This window comes from Phocaeicola dorei (genome assembly GCF_013009555.1).
GTDB lineage: Bacteria > Bacteroidota > Bacteroidia > Bacteroidales > Bacteroidaceae > Phocaeicola > Phocaeicola dorei.
The window spans coordinates 3,814,859-3,834,882 of the sequence record NZ_CP046176.1; the positions used below are offsets into that span (position 1 = coordinate 3,814,859).

A 20,024-nucleotide genomic window follows, 5' to 3' on the forward strand; every position below is an offset into this window, starting at 1 on the left:
TAAACGAGAAAACATGGAAAATAAAGGAAATTACAATAATAAAATACAAATCACTAAATATCAATATCTTATATTTAAGTTTTTATCTCATTCTTTCTCTTTTTCCATAATTGCCAACTATTGATAATGTTTTGCCACACCACATAACTACCTGGACCGACAGATGATAAAGGATTAAGATACGTAACCGCCATCCAAATAGCTAGTACAGTATTTTTTTGCCCCAATGCCTGTCCTGCACTTATACGGTCATTGTATGCACTACCAATTCTTTTACCAAAATAAAATTGTAAACAACAAGTTACTAAACCAGCAAAAGCAATCAACATCTCTACCGTTACATCAGCTGTACTGTTAACCAAAGAACGAGTAGTCTGCCCCATTACAATGGTCAATGCTATCGCCCATAAATAAAAAGCTGAAGTATGATATTCCAGTAAAAACTTATGGAATCGAGGGATATAATAACGGAATAATAAAGCGATAAAAAACGGCGCAAGCAACAATGGGAAAACCTTACTTAAAATCTTAAGAAAAGCAATACCAAAAGTAACATCCGTATGTGGCTCAACCAATGGAAATACCAAAGGAACTGCTATTGCAGCCAAAATATTTGAAAGTAATGTATAAGTAGTCAAACTGGAAGCACTTCCACCTAATTTCCCCGTAATTACTGCCGCTGCCGTAGCAGTAGGACAAATAAGACAAACCATAGCCGCCTCGAATATCTCCTTATAAGATTCGTCCATCGGACAAAATATCAACAACAACGCAATGATACCACAAGAAATAGCTTGAATAGCCAACAACCAGCCATGCCATACTCTAGGGACCAACTCTTTTGGTTCAATTTTACAGAATGTAAGCAACAATTGGGCAAAAATCAAGGAAGGAGTTAGAAAAGAAATCAACCCATTCATAAATGGCTTTGTCGGCTCCAGAAAAGTGAAGTTGGCAAAAACAAAATAGCCGATAACCCCTGCAAGCATAGCTAAAGGTAACGTCCAATTCTTCATAAACTTAAGCAAATCCATCTTTCAATACTTATTTTGGGATACAAAATAAAAGAATTTAGTCCAAATACTCGTCTATTTTTCGGGTTTTGTGGCAAGTTTCGAATAAAAAACGCAAAACTTAAAGACAAAAGCCGAGTTTTCACTAAAAATCGCTACATTTGCAACTTGATTGATATGAAAACCGATAGACTTAAAATAATATTCCTGTTGTGTAGCCTGTGGCTGGTCCTCCCCTGTTTCTGCCTGGCGGCAAAGGGAAAGGATTTTATAGTCGTCATTGATCCCGGTCATGGCGGACATGATCCTGGCGCCATCGGCAGACGTGGAAAAGAAAAAAATATCAATCTGAACGTAGCTTTAAAAGTAGGACAACTGATCCAAAATAACTGTAATGACGTAAAGGTAATATACACCCGAAAGACAGATGTCTTTATCCCTTTAGACCGTCGTGCACAAATAGCTAATAATGCTAAGGCCGACTTATTCATCTCTATACATACCAATTCTGTAGCCCGTAGCAGAACTGTACGGGGAGCAGAAACTTATACGTTAGGACTTCACCGTACTGAAGAAAATTTGGAAGTTGCTAAAAAGGAGAACTCGGTTATTTTGATAGAGGATAATTATGAACAACGTTATGCCGGATTCAATCCAAATTCTTCCGAAAGCTATATTATTTTTGAATTTGTACAAGACAAAAATATGGAGAAGAGTGTAAAATTAGCCACTCTTATCCAAAAACAATTCAAGAATACAGCCAAACGGATAGACAAAGGAGTACATCAAGCCGGATTTCTAGTTCTACGCGCCACTTCCATGCCTAGTGTTTTGGTTGAATTAGGTTATATCTCAACACCGGATGAAGAACAATATCTTTTATCCGATGCAGGCACTACGGCATTATCTAACAGCATTTATAAAGCATTCCTCAATTACAAGCGCGAACATGATGCCCCCACCGGTCGCAGCAGAGTACAAGGACAAGAATTGCCGGAACCAGAAAACAAACCGAAAGAATCAAGAATAGAAATACAAACTGCGGAACCAGACACTGCAACGGAACCTGACAAAGTTACCAAAAAGCCTGTGCCTGCCACACAAAAAAAGATCACAGGCGACCAAGCCCGAACATCTGCCAAGCCTGTATTTAAAATACAAATATTGGTATCAAACAAAATATTACCCAAAGGAAGCAAACAACTGAAAGGTGTATCACCCGTTAGCTATTACCGTGAAAAAGGACTTTATAAATATACTTACGGAGAAAGTACGGATTATAATAAAATACTACGCATGAAACGTAATATTACTCCTAAATTTAAGGACGCTTTCATTATCGCTTTCAAAAACGGAGAGAAAATGAACGTGAACGAAGCCATCAAAGAATTTAAAAAGAATAGATAATATAAAAGGTACAATTGAAATGACGAAAGAGGTAAAAATAGGATTAATAGGCATCGCTGCATTGGCTATGCTGATCTTTGGTATCAACTACCTGAAAGGAATAAATATGTTCCAATCTGCCAACTACTATTATGTAGAATATACCAATATAAACGGATTAGCCGGATCAAGCCCCGTCTTTGCCAATGGTTACAAAGTAGGTACAGTAAGAAATATCAATTACAACTATGCTAAACCGGGACATGTCACAGTAGAAGTGGAAGTAGACAAGGAAATGCGTATCCCTAAAGGAAGTGCAGGAGAATTGGTTACAGAAATGCTGGGAACAGTAAAGATGAACTTACTCCTTAACTTTAATTCTACAGAATACTATCAACCGGGGGATACACTGCCTGGCAAAACGAATGCGGGACTCATGGGAGCCGCTGAAGAAAAGCTAGTTCCTCAAATAGAGCAGATGCTGCCCAAAATGGATTCTATCCTACATTCATTAAATAAAATATTAGCTGATCCTGCATTGGGTGCAACCTTACACAACGCAGAAAAACTGACAGCCAATCTGGATGTGACAACACGTCAATTAAACATATTAATGCAAAGGGATCTTCCGCAACTTACTGGAAAACTAAACACGATTGCTGATAATTTCATTACTATCAGCGACAACTTGAAAGGTATTGATTATGCATCAACATTCAATAAAATAGATTCCACTTTATATAATGTACAAATGCTGACAGAAAAACTCAATCGCAAGGACAACAGTATCGGCTTACTATTCAATGATCCTACCTTCTACCAAAATCTGAGTGCGACAACAGCAAATGCTGCAACCTTATTGGAGGATTTGAAAGCGCATCCTAAACGTTATGTACATTTCTCTTTGTTTGGGAAGAAAGATAAGTAACAGATTTGTTAATTTAAAAAGATTCTAAATAAGTCTACTTAACCATTTTTCTACCTTTTTTCAGTAAATGACTGCAAATAGGGCAGAAATACCATGTAGACTTATTTCATTTAAAATAAATAAAAGCCTATTTTGACAGATAGTCAGCTATAAATCAGCCAATTATCAAATAACAAAAATATTTCAGAAGCCTTTAGATAGAGTTTTTTATAAGTTACTGAAACTAAATAGATTACTCTTTAAAAATAAAAAGCAAGAAAAAAGCGATTTGTTTTTTCAGAAATTCATTTCGAAATTTGCATTGTAGAAGTTTCGCTTTTTATAATAAATGTTTCATATGATTGAAAACGATCACGTCGTTTTATGGGGTCGTTGTCTGAACATTATCAGAGACAACGTACCTGAAACGACCTTTAAAACGTGGTTTGAGCCTATCGTACCGCTTAAATATGAGGACAAGGCACTGACAATTGGCGTCCCCAGCCCATTCTTCTATGAATTTTTAGAAGAAAAGTTTGTGGACTTGCTGCGCGCTGCCCTATATAAAGAAATTGGGGAGGGAACGCAGCTTATGTATTGTATCTTGACCGATAAAACCAACCATATAACTGTAAACATGGAGGGAAGCAAACGCTCTTCAGCACTACCCACACAAACAGTTATACGAGATGGTAACAAGGCACCTAATCCAATGCAGGCACCAGCTCCGCAGGATTTAGACCCACATTTGAATCCAAATTACAACTTTGAGAATTTCATAAAAGGAAATAGTAATGAGTTCTCACGTACGGTAGGGGAAACTGTAGCTAAAAATCCGGCAAAAACATTCAATCCTTTGTTTTTGTATGGACCGTCCGGCGTGGGTAAAACTCACTTGACTAATGCTATTGGTACTCGTATCAAGGAATTATATCCTGAAAAAAGAGTATTGTACGTATCAGCACATCTGTTTCAGGTGCAATATACCGACTCTGTGCGTACTAATCATTTCAATGATTTCATCAGTTTTTATCAAACCATAGATGTTTTGATTATTGATGATATTCAAGAATTCGCAGGAGTAACCAAAACTCAGAACACGTTCTTCCACATCTTTAACCATCTGCACCAGAACGGTAAGCAACTTATTTTGACTTCTGACCGCGCACCGGTAATGCTACAAGGTATGGAAGAACGTCTCCTGACCCGCTTTAAATGGGGCTTAGTGGCCGAATTGGAAAAACCGGATGTAGAATTGAGAAAGAATATCTTACGCAATAAAATACGTCGTGACGGTTTGAATATACCGGAAACAGTAATTAATTATATTGCTGAAAACGTAAATGAAAGTGTACGTGAACTAGAGGGCATCATTAATTCACTTCTGGCACAATCCATTATCTTCAAGCGTGATGTCGATTTGGATTTGGCTGAAAGAATTGTACGAAAAGCTGTACGCTGTTGTGAAAGCAAGCCTGTCACAGTGGAAGATATCATACAGAAAGTATGCAACCATTACGAGATAGAGGAATCTGCCATCCATACCAAAACTAGAAAAAGAGAAGTGGTACAAGTACGTCAGGTAGCTATGTATCTGGCCAAAAAACATACAGACTCCTCTTCTTCCAAAATTGGTCAATTAATAGGTAATAAAGATCATGCAACCGTATTGCACGCTTGTAAAATAGTAAAAGACCAAGTGGAGGTTGATAAAACATTTAAAGCGGATATTGAGGAAATTGAAGCTTCTCTCAAAAGAAAATAGAAATAAAACTACAGAGGTGCGCAAAGGGTATTTTCTTTATTTCCCTCTGCGCACTTCTGTAGTTTTAAGGTTAATAGTTTCCGGTAACTCATTTTTCAAAGCCCTGTTTCTTCAAGGTTTCTTTCAAAGTTACAGACATGCATTCATTATCCGACTTCTTGTATCTGACCTCAGTAAATACCTGAGCCAATGTTTCTTTATGATTTTCTTTAATAAACTGATGATTTTCCGGAAGTGACTCTTTATATCTATAGATACGATCAATATCTTCTTTGGTATAATCATGATATACTTCTTCATGCAAAATACCCTCTATAGGAAGACGATCGACTTGTGAAGGACATTCGTCCGGATATCCTACTGTAATAGTAGCCACTGGCATAACCAATTCCGGCAACCGAAGAATATCAATAATTTGATCAGGATTATAAATCGTTGTTCCCAAATAACAAATACCTAATCCATTTTCCTCCGCCAATGTACAAAAGTTCTGAGTCACAAGTAATGCATCCGTAGCAGCATTCAGAAAAGAAATGGGATTGTCATAACCCGGTACCGCCTTACGCCCTCTGCACCATTTGCTAAAACGGTTAAAATCCGCACAAAAAGTCAGTACAACCGGAGCACCTGTTACCATCGGTTGATTAAAATGAGCAGGTGCCAATCTCTCTTTCATCTGCTTGTCACGGGTCACAATCACACTATATAATTGCATATTGCCCATTGTAGAAGCACGGAATGCCTTTTCAAGCAAATCATTTAACAAAGAAGCAGAAATATCTTCCTGCTTATATTTACGGATCGTCCGTCTATTATTTATCGATTCCATATATATTTTTCTTGCAAAGATAAAAAAAGAAAAGAGTAATAATTCATTTTTTGCAAAATAATATATGCTAAGAATTTGGTCTTTTCAACTAGTCAATCACTTATTTCCTTCATTGAAATTTTCAAAATAGAAAACTTCCGTAAATAAACCAACACATATATCTTTTGATAATCAATAAATTAACAAATATTTTTGGATAACTTTCAATTTGTTGAAAACTTATCTACTTTTTATTTTGTTAATTGAAAAAACATATATAGCTTTGCCGAAACTTTTGTTATAATGAGTTGCGGCTTCTACACTAAAACAACTTATTGATATTATAGTAAATCTAAAAATAAAAGTGGAAAAACAAACGTACACCTATGACGAAGCTTTTGAAGCATCTTTACAATACTTCAAAGGTGATGAACTTGCTGCAAGGGTTTGGGTAAACAAATATGCAGTAAAAGATTCTTTCGGGAACATTTTCGAAAAGTCTCCCGAAGACATGCATTGGCGCATTGCAAATGAAGTAGCCCGCATTGAAGCAAAATATAAGAACGGATTAAACGCACAGCAGCTTTACGAGTTATTGGATCACTTTAAGTACATTGTTCCGCAAGGTAGTCCCATGACAGGTATCGGGAACGATTTTCAAGTGGCTTCCTTATCGAACTGCTTTGTCATTGGAATTGATGGAGCAGCCGACTCATACGGAGCTATAATCCGCATTGATGAAGAACAAGTACAATTAATGAAACGTCGTGGTGGCGTAGGACATGATTTATCTCATATACGACCTAAAGGTTCCCCAGTTAAAAATTCAGCACTGACCTCAACCGGACTGGTGCCTTTCATGGAACGCTATTCCAATTCAACACGTGAAGTAGCACAAGACGGGCGTCGTGGTGCTTTAATGTTAAGCGTATCCATCAAACATCCAGACTCGGAGGCATTTATTGACGCCAAAATGACCGAAGGCAAAGTAACCGGTGCTAATGTATCCGTGAAACTAGATGATGCATTTATGCAGGCAGCTGTAAATGGCACTCCTTACAAACAGCAATATCCGGTAGATTCCGATCAACCTGTTTTCACGAAAGAAATTGACGCATCTGCTTTATGGAAAAAGATTGTCCATAATGCATGGAAGTCTGCTGAACCCGGTGTATTATTCTGGGACACCATTATACGTGAATCCGTGCCAGACTGTTATGCCGACTTAGGGTATCGTACAGTTTCTACCAATCCTTGTGGTGAAATTCCTCTGTGTCCCTACGATTCTTGTCGTTTATTAGCTATCAACTTATACTCATATGTAGTAAACCCTTATACAAGGGATGCTTACTTTGATTTCGACTTGTTCAAAAAGCATGTAGCATTGGCCCAGCGCATTATGGATGACATTATTGACTTGGAACTAGAAAAAATCGAGAAGATCATAGCTAAAATCGATTCCGATCCTGAAAGTGAGGAAGTAAAAGAAGCAGAGAAACATTTATGGGAAAAGATTTATAAAAAGAGCGGACAGGGCAGACGTACAGGTGTCGGTATCACAGCTGAAGGGGATATGCTTGCCGCTATGGGGTTACGCTACGGAACAGAAGACGCAACAGAGTTTTCTGAACAAGTACATAAAACAATCGCTCTGGAAGCCTATCGTTCATCTGTTAACATGGCGAAAGAACGTGGAGCATTCGCTATCTATGACAGTGAACGAGAAAAAAATAATCCGTTTATCAACCGTTTAAAAGAAGCTGATCCTAATTTATATGAGGAGATGAAAAAATACGGACGACGTAATATTGCCTGCTTGACCATAGCCCCCACTGGAACTACCAGCCTAATGACCCAAACAACTTCTGGCATAGAGCCGGTATTTATGCCGGTATACAAACGTAGAAGAAAAGTCAATCCGAATGATCCTCAGACTCATGTAGATTTTGTAGATGAAACAGGAGATGCATTTGAGGAATATATTATATTCCACCATAAATTTGTGGAATGGATGACAGTAAACGGTTACGATCCCACCAAGCGTTATACGCAAGAAGAGATTGATGAATTGGTAGAAAAGTCACCTTATTATAAAGCCACATCAAATGATGTAGACTGGCTGATGAAAGTAAAAATGCAAGGACGCATCCAAAAATGGGTTGACCATTCAATCAGTGTAACTATCAATTTGCCCAATGACGTAGATGAAGCATTGGTAAACCGCTTGTATGTAGAGGCATGGCGTTCAGGATGTAAAGGATGTACCGTTTATCGTGATGGCTCTCGCTCTGGAGTTTTACTTTCTACCAAAAAGGACAAGAAAGACAAAAAAGAAGAACTTCCTCCTTGCAAACCACCTACGGTAGTAGAAGTGCGCCCCAAAGTACTGGAAGCGGAAGTAGTACGCTTCCAAAACAACAAAGAAAAATGGGTCGCATTTGTAGGCTTGTTGGATGGACATCCATACGAGATCTTTACCGGTCTGCAAGATGATGAAGAAGGTATTTCATTGCCCAAATCAGTCACTACCGGACGCATCATCAAAAACATTGATGAAGAAGGCAACAAACGATATGATTTCCAGTTCGAAAACAAACGTGGATATAAAACAACCATTGAAGGTTTGTCCGAAAAGTTCAACAAGGAATATTGGAACTATGCAAAATTAATTTCGGGTGTACTTCGTTGGAGGATGCCTATTGATCGTGTTATCAAACTGGTAGATTCTCTGCAACTTGACAGTGAAAACATTAACACATGGAAAAACGGTGTAGAACGAGCACTGAAAAAATATGTAACAGATGGTACTAGTGCTGAAGGACAAAAATGTCCCAATTGCGGCAACGAAACTCTCGTATATCAAGAAGGATGCTTGATCTGCAAGACTTGTGGCACATCAAGATGTGGATAATGGTTTATTATATAATGTAACAACACAAAAGAAAAGCTCCTTCACGAAAGTCATGAAGGAGCTTTTTATATAAACCAAGTAAATTCTTTTTCTATCTCACCCCTACAATACGGTGAAACCGTTCCACAATACGCCTTCCCAAATCCATACGCGTACTATCTACTTTATGAATGGCAGCAGGAGTCACATCATCTTTATATTTAGCTTTACCTACGCGTATTTTCATCTTATCCAGATTACCGGAAATATTCACTCCGACCTTAAAGGGCAAGGGTGACTTCAAAATGGATATATGATATTTAAAATTCATATCCAACCCTTGCTCTCCCCCTATAGCAGCTTTATAACGATCTATAGACACTTGAAATGGATAAACAAGAACACTACCGTCATTGACAACTATATTAACCGAAATACTATCAAATACATTCTTCTTTTTATTTTTGAACATCAACATCTTTGATATTTCGGCAAAGGTTTCACCATCCATCAATACTAAGCTGTCCCCTTTTATATGCATGGCCGAACGTAAAGTAGGTATACGAATATTCATATTTGAATCCAGACGTGCCTCTGCAGCCACATCAAACTGAACCCTTCCTTTAAAAGATCTCAACATAGGTACAATGGTATCCATTGAAGGTATAAAATCTACCAGCTTAGCTATATTTATATCCCTAATTTTAAAGTCAAAGCCTGTATATCCTCCTCTGACTGAATCCGCACGGTATACCATAACGGCCTTCATATCAGCGTCTAATGCACGCATTCCCAAATTCCTTAAATGTAATGTACGATTTTTCAAATCCACCTTTCCACACACATCTTCAAATTCCACCTGTTCAAACACTACTTTTTTCAAATCTGTCTGTAATTCAAAATCCAAATTACCCGGCAACACAAACAGCTTCATTTCTGTTGGAGGCACTGTATCTGTCACCGCCACAGATGCTGAATCTTCAGATAAAGAGAATGAATTAATCAATTGGTTACAATCAATCATCTCAGAAGATATTGCTAAACGCGCTTTTAAAATTTCATTTTTAGCCATCGCACGATATAATCCTATTACCTCCCCGGTAGCAACCATATCTGAATGCCCTATTTTCAAAGAAGCATTTCTTAATGTTATTCTCGGACCATCTATTGTTACAGCTGTCTTACGTACTCGCAGAGGTAAACCAAATTCAGGAGCACGTACCAACAACCTATCAAAACCGATAATCCCCCGAGGTGTCCATAACGAATCATTTTTCTTTTCTAATTTCACTTTTATGCCTGCCACGCCTAATGCTAATTTCGTTTCGTTAGCATTAAAGAAAAGAGAATCCGTACGCATGGAAAAATTAATCATCGGCATCGCCGGATTTTGTTCCTTCGGAGCAAGTTCGCCAGTTCCAGTAGTCTTGCCACTATATATTTTGAGCAAATCTCCTATATTCGCACGCAATTTATTCATTTCCAATTCACATTGTAAAGTAACAATCTTTGTGGTATCTTGAGGATTGGTTGAAACAACCTTCGCTTTCATCCGATCTATCTCTGAAGATAATTTCCTACTATTCAATAGTATTTCTCTGATTTCCAATTCAGCTTGCAAAGTTTCACTATCACTGAATTTTAAATCGGCATTACCTAAAAAATTAAAATTCTTTGCAGTATCTTTTAATTCAAAATCCTTTAAAGCCAATCTTCCACCTAACCTGATACGCCCAATATCCTGTTTTTTCAAAGAAGAGAGACGGCATTTTAAGTTTAAACCCGCATCTAATTTACCGCGGATAGTTACACTTTCCTGCAAAGGAAAGGTTTTAGCTAAAGCATCCAGGTCAACAGTAGATTCAGTATGAAGCGTTATAAATGGATCTATCAATAAATCCTCCACTTTCGCATCTGCTAGAATCTTAGTATGTACTCCCTCAAAATGAAGAATTTTCAAGTTCAAAAAAGAAGGGTTGCGACGCATCAAATCAATATACGATTCAAAATCAGCCGTAAAATTATCAATACCATAAGGAAGTCCTTCATATCGGGCGGATGCATCATTTATCTTTATATTCAATGATATCGCCGGAAGCTGCTTGTTTCCATAATTACCTTCCAATGTTCCATTAACTTTAACCTCACCTTTTGCCGAAATTTGTCCACGTTTCACATAAGCCTCGGGAATCATATTCATAACGGTTTCCATGGAAGGTGCATGTAATCCATATTTCAAGTTCATACCCACCGTTTTTGTAACTGTATCACGTCTTAATTCACCGTTTACATCCATCCGGATACCATTTATAGTCAACCCTGTATTTTTCAATGTCCACAATGCCGTAGACCTGTCTACCTCAATATCAGTCTGCAAGAAAACGGCTACTTTATTAATCAATAATTCACCTTGCTGCCAAAAAAGAATATTTTTATTTTCAAATTCTACTCCCAATGAAGAAGCTCCTTTTGTCAACGCCAGTTTTAGGCGCAAATCAGCATCATCTATACGTGAATAAACCTCTGTATTACGATCGTCAAAAATCAAATTGACATGTTCTAATTCAACCTGACGGATATCTATCTCGCTATCAAATTTATTTTGTGGAATAGTATCTTTTTCCACAGCCAATGTATCCGAAGAAGTTTTCACAATCTCCCAATTTGCCTTACCTGTTTTATTTCGATAAGCATAAACAGCAACATTCTTCAAAGATAGATTATGGACACTAATCTTATTTTTCAAAAAATAATCCAAAGGATTTACTGTCAACACACATTCTTTAAATGCCAATAAAGAATCAGTTTTTTGTGGAAGACTATCGTTCAAGACCTTAGAAACCAAAAAACCTTCATCAACTTTTAACCCAAATTGAGGAAAAGTAGAAAAGAAAGTCAATTCGACTCTTTCTATCTTCAAATCAGCATCCAGTAAACGATTAGCAACATTCAACACTACTGGAGTTAATTTATCTGATGTAAATACATAGTTAATCACAAAAGCCACTACCACAAACGCAGTAAACAGCAAGGCTCCCACTGTAATGGCACTTACCCTTATTAATTTACGAATCCTTCTTTCCATATTATGCGAAATTAATGAAAACACCCATGCCATCGACTCTATTTCGTGTTAATACTATAAAATAGACCAATAAAACAGATAAAAAAGAAAACAAGAACAATAATTTTTAATTTTGAGATATGAAGTGAAAGTTCTACTTTTGTTTTTCAAACTGAAAAAATATGAAAGCAACATCTATGTATATTTATTTGGAAGGTGCCAAGTTTTTCGCTCACCACGGAGTCGATCCACAAGAAACAATAGTAGGAGCTAATTTTATAATTGATTTAAAACTAAGAACTGATTTCACCCATGCAGCACAAACAGACGAACTGAAAGGTACCGTAAGTTATGCTGATATATATGCAGTTGTCAAAAAAGAAATGAAAGCTTCATCCAAACTTTTAGAACATGTCTGTGAACGCATAGGGCAAAGACTATTTAGTGAATTTCCAACTATTCAGGAAATAATCATCCGGTTATCAAAAGAAAATCCGCCTATGGGAAGTGATTGCAGAAATGTTGGAGTAGAAGTACATTATACACGATGAAAAAAATTATCTGACAAACATCCAGTCATTTAATTAAAAATTTACCCTATTGTATGCCTACCTCTTAAAAGGCAAATATACTATCATGCAAATAACAACACAAACCAATAATAATGAATATGCAGACAATGTTCATGGCTCTACTTACTAAAATAAAGAAAGTTGTTTTCTTCCTTCAGAATGATAGAATTTCATGGTAGCACTGATTCCTAATGTTTCTATTCTGCGATAAAAGACCTCATTCAAATAGGGTGCATTAGGAGAAGTGCATTCAGAACGGTCTTCAAAATAAGTTTGATATCGCTTGGCCATCTTTGGAAAAATCTGCTCTACCTTATCATAAAAATAATCACGGGAGCCCCGTCTTAAAGTTACCCCAAACAAAGGAAGCACATAGGACGCTCCCGCTTCGGCAGCCTTCTCCACTATTTCCTCAATATCTTCTATAGAATCATTTATAAAAGGCAAAACAGGCATCAATGCCACTCCTGTATATATACCCCGATCGGACAATATCTTCATCGCCTTAAAACGCTCGGAAGAGGTCGGTGCGTTAGGCTCCAGTTTTCGCGCCATCTCGTCATCCGCTGTAGTGATAGTAAAACTAACGGCAGCATAAGTGCGCCCTATATCCTGCAATAAATCGGCATCACGAGTCACAAGACTACTCTTTGTTATCACATGAACAGGAAAACGATGTTTGGCAATAAGTTCCAACGCACCTCCAGTCAGCTTCATCTGTTTTTCCAACGGCATATAAGGATCGTTCATTGAGCCTGTACCAATGGTCGCTTTTCCACGTTTCGTTCCCAGTTCATGATCCAGTAATTCCAAAGCATTCTTCTTTACAGAAATATGAGAAATATCACCAATACCATAGCAACAACTACGTGTATCACAATAAATGCAACCATGTTGGCACCCTCTATACAAATTCATGTTATAAGCAATACCCCAATAATTATCTTTACTTTTCAAACGTGACAGAATAGACTTTGTTTCAATAGATTTCACCTCATGAACATTCATTTACAGCTCCTTTTCTTTTTTGATCCAATTTCACCAAACAAAGATACGGGAATAATGCTATAAAAAGAAATATAAAGAGAAGCAATTTAAAAAAGTTTCAACTGAGAGAAATGTTTTTTACCCAACAAATAATATTTCATAAGAATACTAAAATGAGTCCGTTCCGGGATCATTTCATCTGTAGACTTCATTATATTTTCTATACGAGAAGCAGCAAAAGAATATCTTATATCCTCAAATTCTCTCCTCGCCTGCATTACAGCACGCGCATTCGCTCTATCCTTTTTCAGATAAAAAACAAGGGCAGCTACTCTATCCAGTATACCACGTATAAAAAGTACATGTTCTAACTCCTTATCCGGCAAATTCTTATAAAGCATCAACAGATTATTTCTGAAATTCAGAAAAGTCTTTCTCGGATTTTCTTTTTTCAACGTAGCCCCTCCTACGTGATATACCACACTTTGCGGAATACAGACAAGCTTTTTTCCCCGGCTGCGCAAACGCCAACACAAGTCAATTTCTTCCATGTGAGCAAAAAAATGATCATCCAACCCTCCAACTTCACGATAATCAGCCAACCGGATAAAAAGAGCGGCCCCCGTTACCCACATCACCTCCGTTACCGTATCATACTGTCCGCAGTCCTTTTCAACAACATCAAAAATACGCCCTCTGCAAAAAGGATATCCATATCGATCAATAAATCCCCCCGACGCTCCGGCATATTCGAAATATTCCTTATTATGCCAACTTAACAGTTTAGGTTGACAGGCAACTGTTCCGGAATGGGTATCCATATAATCCAACAAAGGTTCCAACCAATGCGAAGTAACCTCCACATCGCTATTCAGTAAAACTACATATTCTGCATCAACTTGCGCCAAAGCCCGGTTATATCCTTCGGCAAAGCCATAATTTCGATCCAACTCAATCAAACGGACTACAGGAAATTCAGTACGAAGCATTTCAAGCGACCCATCAGAGGACGCATTATCAGCCACACAAATTTCAATCCCCTCTCCTACTGAATTATCTATAACAGAAGGCATAAACTTACGGAGCATATCTACCCCATTCCAATTCAATATGACAACAGACACCCTTTTCATTTCTTTTCAGACTAAAACACCCTTCAACGCTGTACCCTCTTCATTAAAGCCTCCCATTCTTACACGAATCAACTGATTATCCAATTGATCATCGTGGTCCATCTCCACCCGGATATAATTATCAGTAAATCCATGCATAGGAGTGCCAACCTTAGATTTTTCCATTAATACCCAAGCTTCTTTTCCTATATGAGAGGTATAGAACGCCTTTGTCTTCTCATCAGATAAAACCAACAATCTCTGACTACGGCGATGTTTCTCCTCAGGACTCACTACATACTCTATTTTCAAGGCCTGCGTACCGGGACGCTCCGAATAAGTGAAAACATGTAACTGCGTCACATCAAGCCCTTCAATAAAATGATAAGCATCTTCAAAATATTCCTCTGTTTCACCACGTGTTCCCACAATTACATCCACGCCAATAAACGCATTCGGCATGATCTCCCTAATTTTGCGTATCTTGGAAGCAAACAATGCGGTATCATATCGACGTCTCATCAATTTCAGCACATCATCGCTGCCCGACTGCAAAGGAATATGAAAATGCGGCATGAATGCACGTGAACGTGACACATATTCTATTATTTCATCCGTTAACAAGTTGGGTTCAATAGACGAGATACGATAACGTTCAATCCCTGCCACCTGATCTAAAGCCTTTACCAGATCAAAGAAACTTTCACCGGTTGTCTTTCCGAAGTCTCCAATATTCACCCCAGTAATAACAATTTCTTTTCCTCCCTCAGCAGCAGCCTGCCGTGCCTGTTCCACAATCTCTTCAATACGTCCGTTACGGCTACGCCCACGAGCAAACGGAATTGTACAATAAGAGCAGAAATAATCGCAACCATCCTGCACTTTCAGAAAATAACGAGTACGGTCACCTCTAGAACACGAAGGTGAAAAACTACGTATGTCTTTTGCAGCTGTCGTAATCGCCTCACCTTGAGGATGCTTTTCCAAATTTCCGAGATAATTCATCAACTCTCCTTTTTGTTCAGCTCCCAAAACAACATCCACACCTTCTATATTAGCCACCTGGTCAGGTTTTAACTGGGCATAGCATCCCGTCACTACTACATAGGCACCCGGATGCTGTTTAACCAAACGATGAATGGCTTGACGGCATTTCTTATCCGCAACCTCGGTCACAGAGCAAGTATTAATAACACAAATATCAGCTTTCTCACCCTTACGTGCTGTACGTATACCTGCTTCTTTCAGTGTTTTACCGATGGTTGAAGTTTCTGAAAAGTTTAATTTGCAGCCTAATGTATAATAAACAGCCGTTTTATCCTGGAAAATTATCGTATCAATCATACCTTTTTATCTAATTAGCGAGCAAAGGTACATATTATTCTGCTTAAATTCTTTAGAATACCAATAATTATGCTTATTTTTGCACATTACATCAAAAATTGTGCAATGATAAAAGAAAACTTTATCAAGCTATATGAGAATAGCTTCAAAGAAAACTGGGATCTGCCCTGTTACACAGATTATGGTGAAGATACCACGTTTACATACGGACAAGTAGCGGAAGAAATAGCTAAGATACACTTATTATTCCAATATTGCAGCCTGCGCCGTGGCGATAAAATATCTATTATAGGTAAGAATACCTCCCGTTGGTGTATCGCTTATTTGGCAACTGTTACATACGGAGCTATTGTAGTTCCTATTTTACAAGACTTCAAGCCAAATGATGTCCATCATATTGTAAATCATTCTGAATCCACATTTCTGTTTACCAGCGATAATATTTGGGAAAATTTGGAAGAAGAGGCATTAAGTGGATTACGCGCTGTATTTTCTCTAACGGATTTCAGATGCCTGCATCAACGTGACGGTGAAACCGTCCAAAAATTCATGAAGAATATTGATGCAGCTATGAGAAAGAACTTCCCCAAAGGCTTCTATAAGGAAAATATCAATTACACAGAACTCTCCAACGAGAAGGTCATGTTACTGAATTATACTTCAGGAACTACCGGATTCAGTAAAGGAGTAATGATTACGGGCAATAATCTGGCAGGAAACGTTACCTTTGGTATCCGTACAGAACTTTTAAAGAAAGGAGAAAAAGTACTTTCCTTCCTTCCCTTGGCCCATGCATACGGATGTGCTTTTGATTTTCTAACCGCTACTGCTGTCGGTACACATGTCACCTTATTAGGAAAGACACCTTCTCCCAAAATATTGATGAAAGCTTTTGAGGAGGTAAGACCCAACCTTATTATTACAGTACCATTGGTTATAGAAAAAATTTATAAGAATGTAATTCAGCCGCTCATTAACAAACGCAGCATGAAATGGGCGCTTAACATACCTTTACTAGACAACCAGATTTATGCACAAATTCGCAAAAAACTGATTGACGCATTAGGCGGACGTTTTAAAGAAGTCATTATCGGTGGAGCTGCCATGAACCCGGAAGTCACCGATTTTTTCTACAAAATAAAATTTCCGTTCACCATCGGTTACGGAATGACCGAATGTGCCCCACTGATCAGTTATGCTCCATGGAATGAATTTATACCTGGTTCTGCCGGAAAGATACTGGATATCATGAAAGTCCGTATCGACTCGGATGATCCCTATAACATTACTGGAGAAATACAGGTATGTGGTGAAAACGTAATGAAAGGTTATTATAAGAATGAAGAAGCTACCCGTGAGGTATTTACCGAAGATGGTTGGTTGAAAACAGGCGATTTAGGTACAATAGATGCTAACGGATTCATTTATATAAGAGGCCGTAGTAAAACCATGCTTCTGAGTTCTAATGGACAGAATATTTTTCCTGAAGAGATAGAATCCAAACTAAATAATATGCCATTCGTTCTAGAAAGTTTAATCATAGAGCGCAACAAGAAACTGGTAGCTTTAGTATATCCTGATTATGAAAGTCTGGACAGTCTGGGACTCAATACCCCCGAAAACCTAAAAACAGTAATGGATGAAAACTTGAAGAATCTGAATAAACTGGTAGGAAATTATGAACAAGTGAGTAAAATACAACTTTATCCTACAGAGTTCGAAAAAACTCCCAAAAAAAGCATCAAACGATTCTTATATAACAGCATTACTGAAGAATAAATATGTTATAAAACATGCTACTAATCAGCAAAATAGGTTGTATAACATAAAAAACTAGAAAAAAAGTTGTTCTTTTTGGTACAACGTATTGAAAAAGTGTATACCTTTGCATCGTTTTAAGAAAGCAACATTAGTATTACAGATTTAAAAAGCAAAGAAAATGAAAAAATTAGTATTTTTGTTCGTAGCCTTCGCAGCTGTATCTTTCGCATCTTGCGGAAACAAAGCTGCTAACAACAACACAGAAGCAACTGATTCAGTTGCAGTAGTAGAAGAAGCTGCTGTTGTAGAAGAAGTTGTAGCAGATTCAGCTGCTTGTGACTCTACAGCTGCTTGCTGTGACTCTACTAAAGCTGAATAATTCAGTACGAACTCTAAAGAGAATTGAAAGTCTGCCGTGCGAAAGCGCAACAGACTTTTTTTATGTCTTTACTCCTCCCTTTTCTGCCAATATTCCATCGTTTTGCAATACAAATTATCTACTTTTGTTTCTCAAACCACAAACAAAAACAGGATATGAAAAAGACAAATCTAAAAGAAACACTTCAAAACTGGAAGTTGGGAAACTATTTCCGTGAATTATCTATTGTTATCACTGGAGTATTTATCACTCTTGCCGAACTGATTTCATAAGCAATTCCTCACAAGAAAAGCAGATAAAAGAAAGTATGCAAATGATAAAAATGGAATTAGAAGAAAATTTGAAAAGTATCAATCAGGCCAAAGTCGCGTATTTAAATGAAATCAGTTTCTTCCGATTGCTAACGTAAAACAGGATTCACTTCAAACAACTAAAGCTTCTATTTTAAAAAACAATGCCAATTCTCCTTTTGCGTAAAAGATTATGAGTATTCGGAAGATGTGCTAGAAGTACTGAAAAGTTCAGCATTGATGCAACAGATACCTGACAAAGAGTTCATTTCAAAACTTTTACAAACCTATAAAAGGATGTAGAAAAATAACTGAGGACAACAAAGACTATTATAAATACAAACAAGATTATATAACCAGCTACTTCTCTCACCTAACCATTTATAATATTCATAAAAATTATAACAATATTTATAAAGTATGGGTAGCTAGGATACAAGAATATGATATCAAACAACTGATCCTCACTATGCCAAACACTTTTGACGAAAATCCTTTTACCACTCCTCAAAAAATTATAAAAGAAACGATTGAATTAACAAATCAAACATATTAAAAAGAAAAAGCCCGGCTCTTACGAACCGGGCTTTTTCAGCATCATTATACTTTAAAGTATTTACAGATTTTATTCAGCAACTACTTCGAACGGGATTTCTACAGAAACTTCCTTGTGAAGTTTAACGATAGCTTTGTAAGAACCAATCTCTTTCACTGCATCTTTCACAACGATAATCTTTCTGTCAACCTTATGACCCAATTTTTCCAATTCTTCAGCAATTTGAATGTTGCTAACAGAGCCGAAGATAGTACCTGTGGCACTCACTTTAGTAGCAATAGTCAAGGTTACATCCTTCAACTGTTCTGCCATAGCTTCAGCATCTTTCTTAATCTTTTCCAATTTGTGAGCGCGTTGTTTCAGCTCTTCTGCCAACATTTTCTTAGCTGAAGGTGAAGCAATCACTGCCTTACCAGTCGGAATAAGATAGTTACGACCGTAACCAGACTTCACAGTTACAATATCATTTTTGTAGCCTAAGTTCACTACGTCTTCTTTCAAAATTATTTCCATACTTATTCCTCCTTATTATTTCATCATGTCAGTTACAAATGGAAGTAACGCCAAGTGACGTGCTCTTTTAACAGCCTGCGCGATACGACGTTGGAACTTCAGAGAAGTACCTGTAATACGGCGAGGAAGGATCTTACCCTGTTCGTTCAAGAATTTCTTCAAGAATTCAGGATCTTTGTAATCAATGTACTTAATACCACTCTTTTTGAAACGGCAGTATTTTTTCTTCTTAACGTCTACTGAGGGCGGAGTTAAATATCTGATTTCTGATTGTTGCTGTGCCATGATTAATCCTCCTTTTTAGTTGATTTAACATTTCTTCTCTTAGCAGCATATTCAGCAGCGTATTTATCCATCTTAAAAGTTAAGAAACGGATAACACGTTCGTCACGACGGAAGTTAATTTCCAATTTTTTAATAACCTGCGGTTCTGCTTTGAACTCTATCAACTGATAGAAACCAGTTGACTTTTTTTGGATGGGGTAAGCCAGCTTTTTCAAGCCCCAGTTTTCCTCATTGATAATCTCTGCACCTTCTGCAGTCAGAATACCTTTGAATTTCTCTACCGCTTCCTTCATCTGAACGTCAGATAAAACGGGAGTTAAAATGAAAACGGTTTCGTATTGATTCATACTACGTTTATTAAATTATTAAATTAAATTTCAAATGCGAGTGCA

General features: G+C 37.4%; 16 protein-coding genes. 7 read left to right on the forward strand and 9 right to left on the reverse strand.

All coding sequences use genetic code 11. The features are described 5' to 3' along the window. Window positions 1–74 precede the first annotated feature (74 nt). Window positions 75–1,034 carry a transporter gene (locus GKD17_RS16190; RefSeq protein ID WP_007831869.1) on the reverse strand — a complete coding sequence of 320 codons (960 nt, stop codon included), beginning with the start codon at window positions 1,032–1,034 and terminating at the stop codon, window positions 75–77. 156 nt (window positions 1,035–1,190) lie between these two features. Here GKD17_RS16190 and GKD17_RS16195 point away from each other — a divergent pair, with 156 nt between their 5' ends. From GKD17_RS16195 to dnaA, 3 genes are all read left to right on the forward strand, one after another. Then, window positions 1,191–2,420 (forward strand): N-acetylmuramoyl-L-alanine amidase family protein, encoded by a 1,230-nt coding sequence (locus GKD17_RS16195; RefSeq protein ID WP_007846174.1) that lies wholly within the window; start codon window positions 1,191–1,193, stop codon window positions 2,418–2,420. Between the two features lie 19 nt (window positions 2,421–2,439). Beyond that, the gene (locus GKD17_RS16200) at window positions 2,440–3,327 is read left to right on the forward strand and encodes an MlaD family protein (RefSeq protein WP_007831867.1); all 888 of its coding nucleotides are present in this window, start codon (window positions 2,440–2,442) and stop codon (window positions 3,325–3,327) included. A gap of 337 nt (window positions 3,328–3,664) precedes the next feature. Next, window positions 3,665–5,071, forward strand: coding sequence for a chromosomal replication initiator protein DnaA (gene dnaA, locus GKD17_RS16205; RefSeq protein ID WP_007839898.1), 1,407 nt, complete (start codon window positions 3,665–3,667; stop codon window positions 5,069–5,071). A gap of 88 nt (window positions 5,072–5,159) precedes the next feature. Here the strand turns inward: dnaA and GKD17_RS16210 are convergent, their stop codons facing one another. After that, complete coding sequence (locus GKD17_RS16210; protein WP_007831862.1) at window positions 5,160–5,900, reverse strand: NADPH-dependent oxidoreductase; 741 nt, start codon at window positions 5,898–5,900, stop codon at window positions 5,160–5,162. A 343-nt stretch (window positions 5,901–6,243) separates the two neighbouring features. Here GKD17_RS16210 and GKD17_RS16215 point away from each other — a divergent pair, with 343 nt between their 5' ends. Continuing rightward, on the forward strand, window positions 6,244–8,790 hold the full coding sequence (locus GKD17_RS16215) for an adenosylcobalamin-dependent ribonucleoside-diphosphate reductase (RefSeq protein WP_007831860.1): 2,547 nt from the start codon (window positions 6,244–6,246) through the stop codon (window positions 8,788–8,790). Between the two features lie 91 nt (window positions 8,791–8,881). On the opposite strand, the gene GKD17_RS16220 is transcribed toward GKD17_RS16215, so the two are convergent. Beyond that, window positions 8,882–11,854: an AsmA family protein gene (locus GKD17_RS16220; protein ID WP_032935478.1), complete on the reverse strand. Its 2,973-nt coding sequence runs from the start codon at window positions 11,852–11,854 to the stop codon at window positions 8,882–8,884. Window positions 11,855–12,015: 161 nt separating this feature from the next. Between GKD17_RS16220 and folB the strand changes: the two genes are divergently transcribed. Beyond that, complete coding sequence (gene folB, locus GKD17_RS16225) at window positions 12,016–12,384, forward strand: dihydroneopterin aldolase (RefSeq protein ID WP_007831854.1); 369 nt, start codon at window positions 12,016–12,018, stop codon at window positions 12,382–12,384. Window positions 12,385–12,531: 147 nt separating this feature from the next. Here folB and GKD17_RS16230 read toward each other — a convergent pair whose 3' ends face one another. From GKD17_RS16230 to mtaB, 3 genes are all read right to left on the reverse strand, one after another. Beyond that, entirely contained in the window at window positions 12,532–13,413 is an 882-nt protein-coding gene (locus GKD17_RS16230; RefSeq protein ID WP_007831852.1) for an SPL family radical SAM protein, read from the reverse strand. 86 nt (window positions 13,414–13,499) lie between these two features. Beyond that, entirely contained in the window at window positions 13,500–14,525 is a 1,026-nt protein-coding gene (locus GKD17_RS16235; RefSeq protein ID WP_007831850.1) for a glycosyltransferase family 2 protein, read from the reverse strand. A gap of 6 nt (window positions 14,526–14,531) precedes the next feature. Further along, window positions 14,532–15,848 (reverse strand): tRNA (N(6)-L-threonylcarbamoyladenosine(37)-C(2))-methylthiotransferase MtaB, encoded by a 1,317-nt coding sequence (mtaB, locus tag GKD17_RS16240; RefSeq protein WP_007831849.1) that lies wholly within the window; start codon window positions 15,846–15,848, stop codon window positions 14,532–14,534. 105 nt (window positions 15,849–15,953) lie between these two features. Between mtaB and GKD17_RS16245 the strand changes: the two genes are divergently transcribed. Continuing rightward, a complete protein-coding gene (locus tag GKD17_RS16245; protein ID WP_007839880.1) occupies window positions 15,954–17,627 on the forward strand; it encodes a long-chain fatty acid--CoA ligase in 1,674 nt (557 codons plus the stop codon). A gap of 160 nt (window positions 17,628–17,787) precedes the next feature. After that, window positions 17,788–17,988 (forward strand): PG1828 family lipoprotein, encoded by a 201-nt coding sequence (locus GKD17_RS16250; RefSeq protein WP_007831847.1) that lies wholly within the window; start codon window positions 17,788–17,790, stop codon window positions 17,986–17,988. A gap of 915 nt (window positions 17,989–18,903) precedes the next feature. Here GKD17_RS16250 and rplI read toward each other — a convergent pair. The 3 genes from rplI to rpsF are packed head-to-tail and all read right to left on the reverse strand — an operon-like array spanning window position 18,904 to window position 19,979. Further along, complete coding sequence (gene rplI / locus GKD17_RS16255; protein ID WP_007831845.1) at window positions 18,904–19,347, reverse strand: 50S ribosomal protein L9; 444 nt, start codon at window positions 19,345–19,347, stop codon at window positions 18,904–18,906. Window positions 19,348–19,362: 15 nt separating this feature from the next. Further along, window positions 19,363–19,632: a 30S ribosomal protein S18 gene (gene rpsR, locus GKD17_RS16260; RefSeq protein ID WP_005841178.1), complete on the reverse strand. Its 270-nt coding sequence runs from the start codon at window positions 19,630–19,632 to the stop codon at window positions 19,363–19,365. Between the two features lie 2 nt (window positions 19,633–19,634). Beyond that, window positions 19,635–19,979: a 30S ribosomal protein S6 gene (gene rpsF, locus GKD17_RS16265; RefSeq protein WP_007831842.1), complete on the reverse strand. Its 345-nt coding sequence runs from the start codon at window positions 19,977–19,979 to the stop codon at window positions 19,635–19,637. Window positions 19,980–20,024 lie beyond the last annotated feature (45 nt).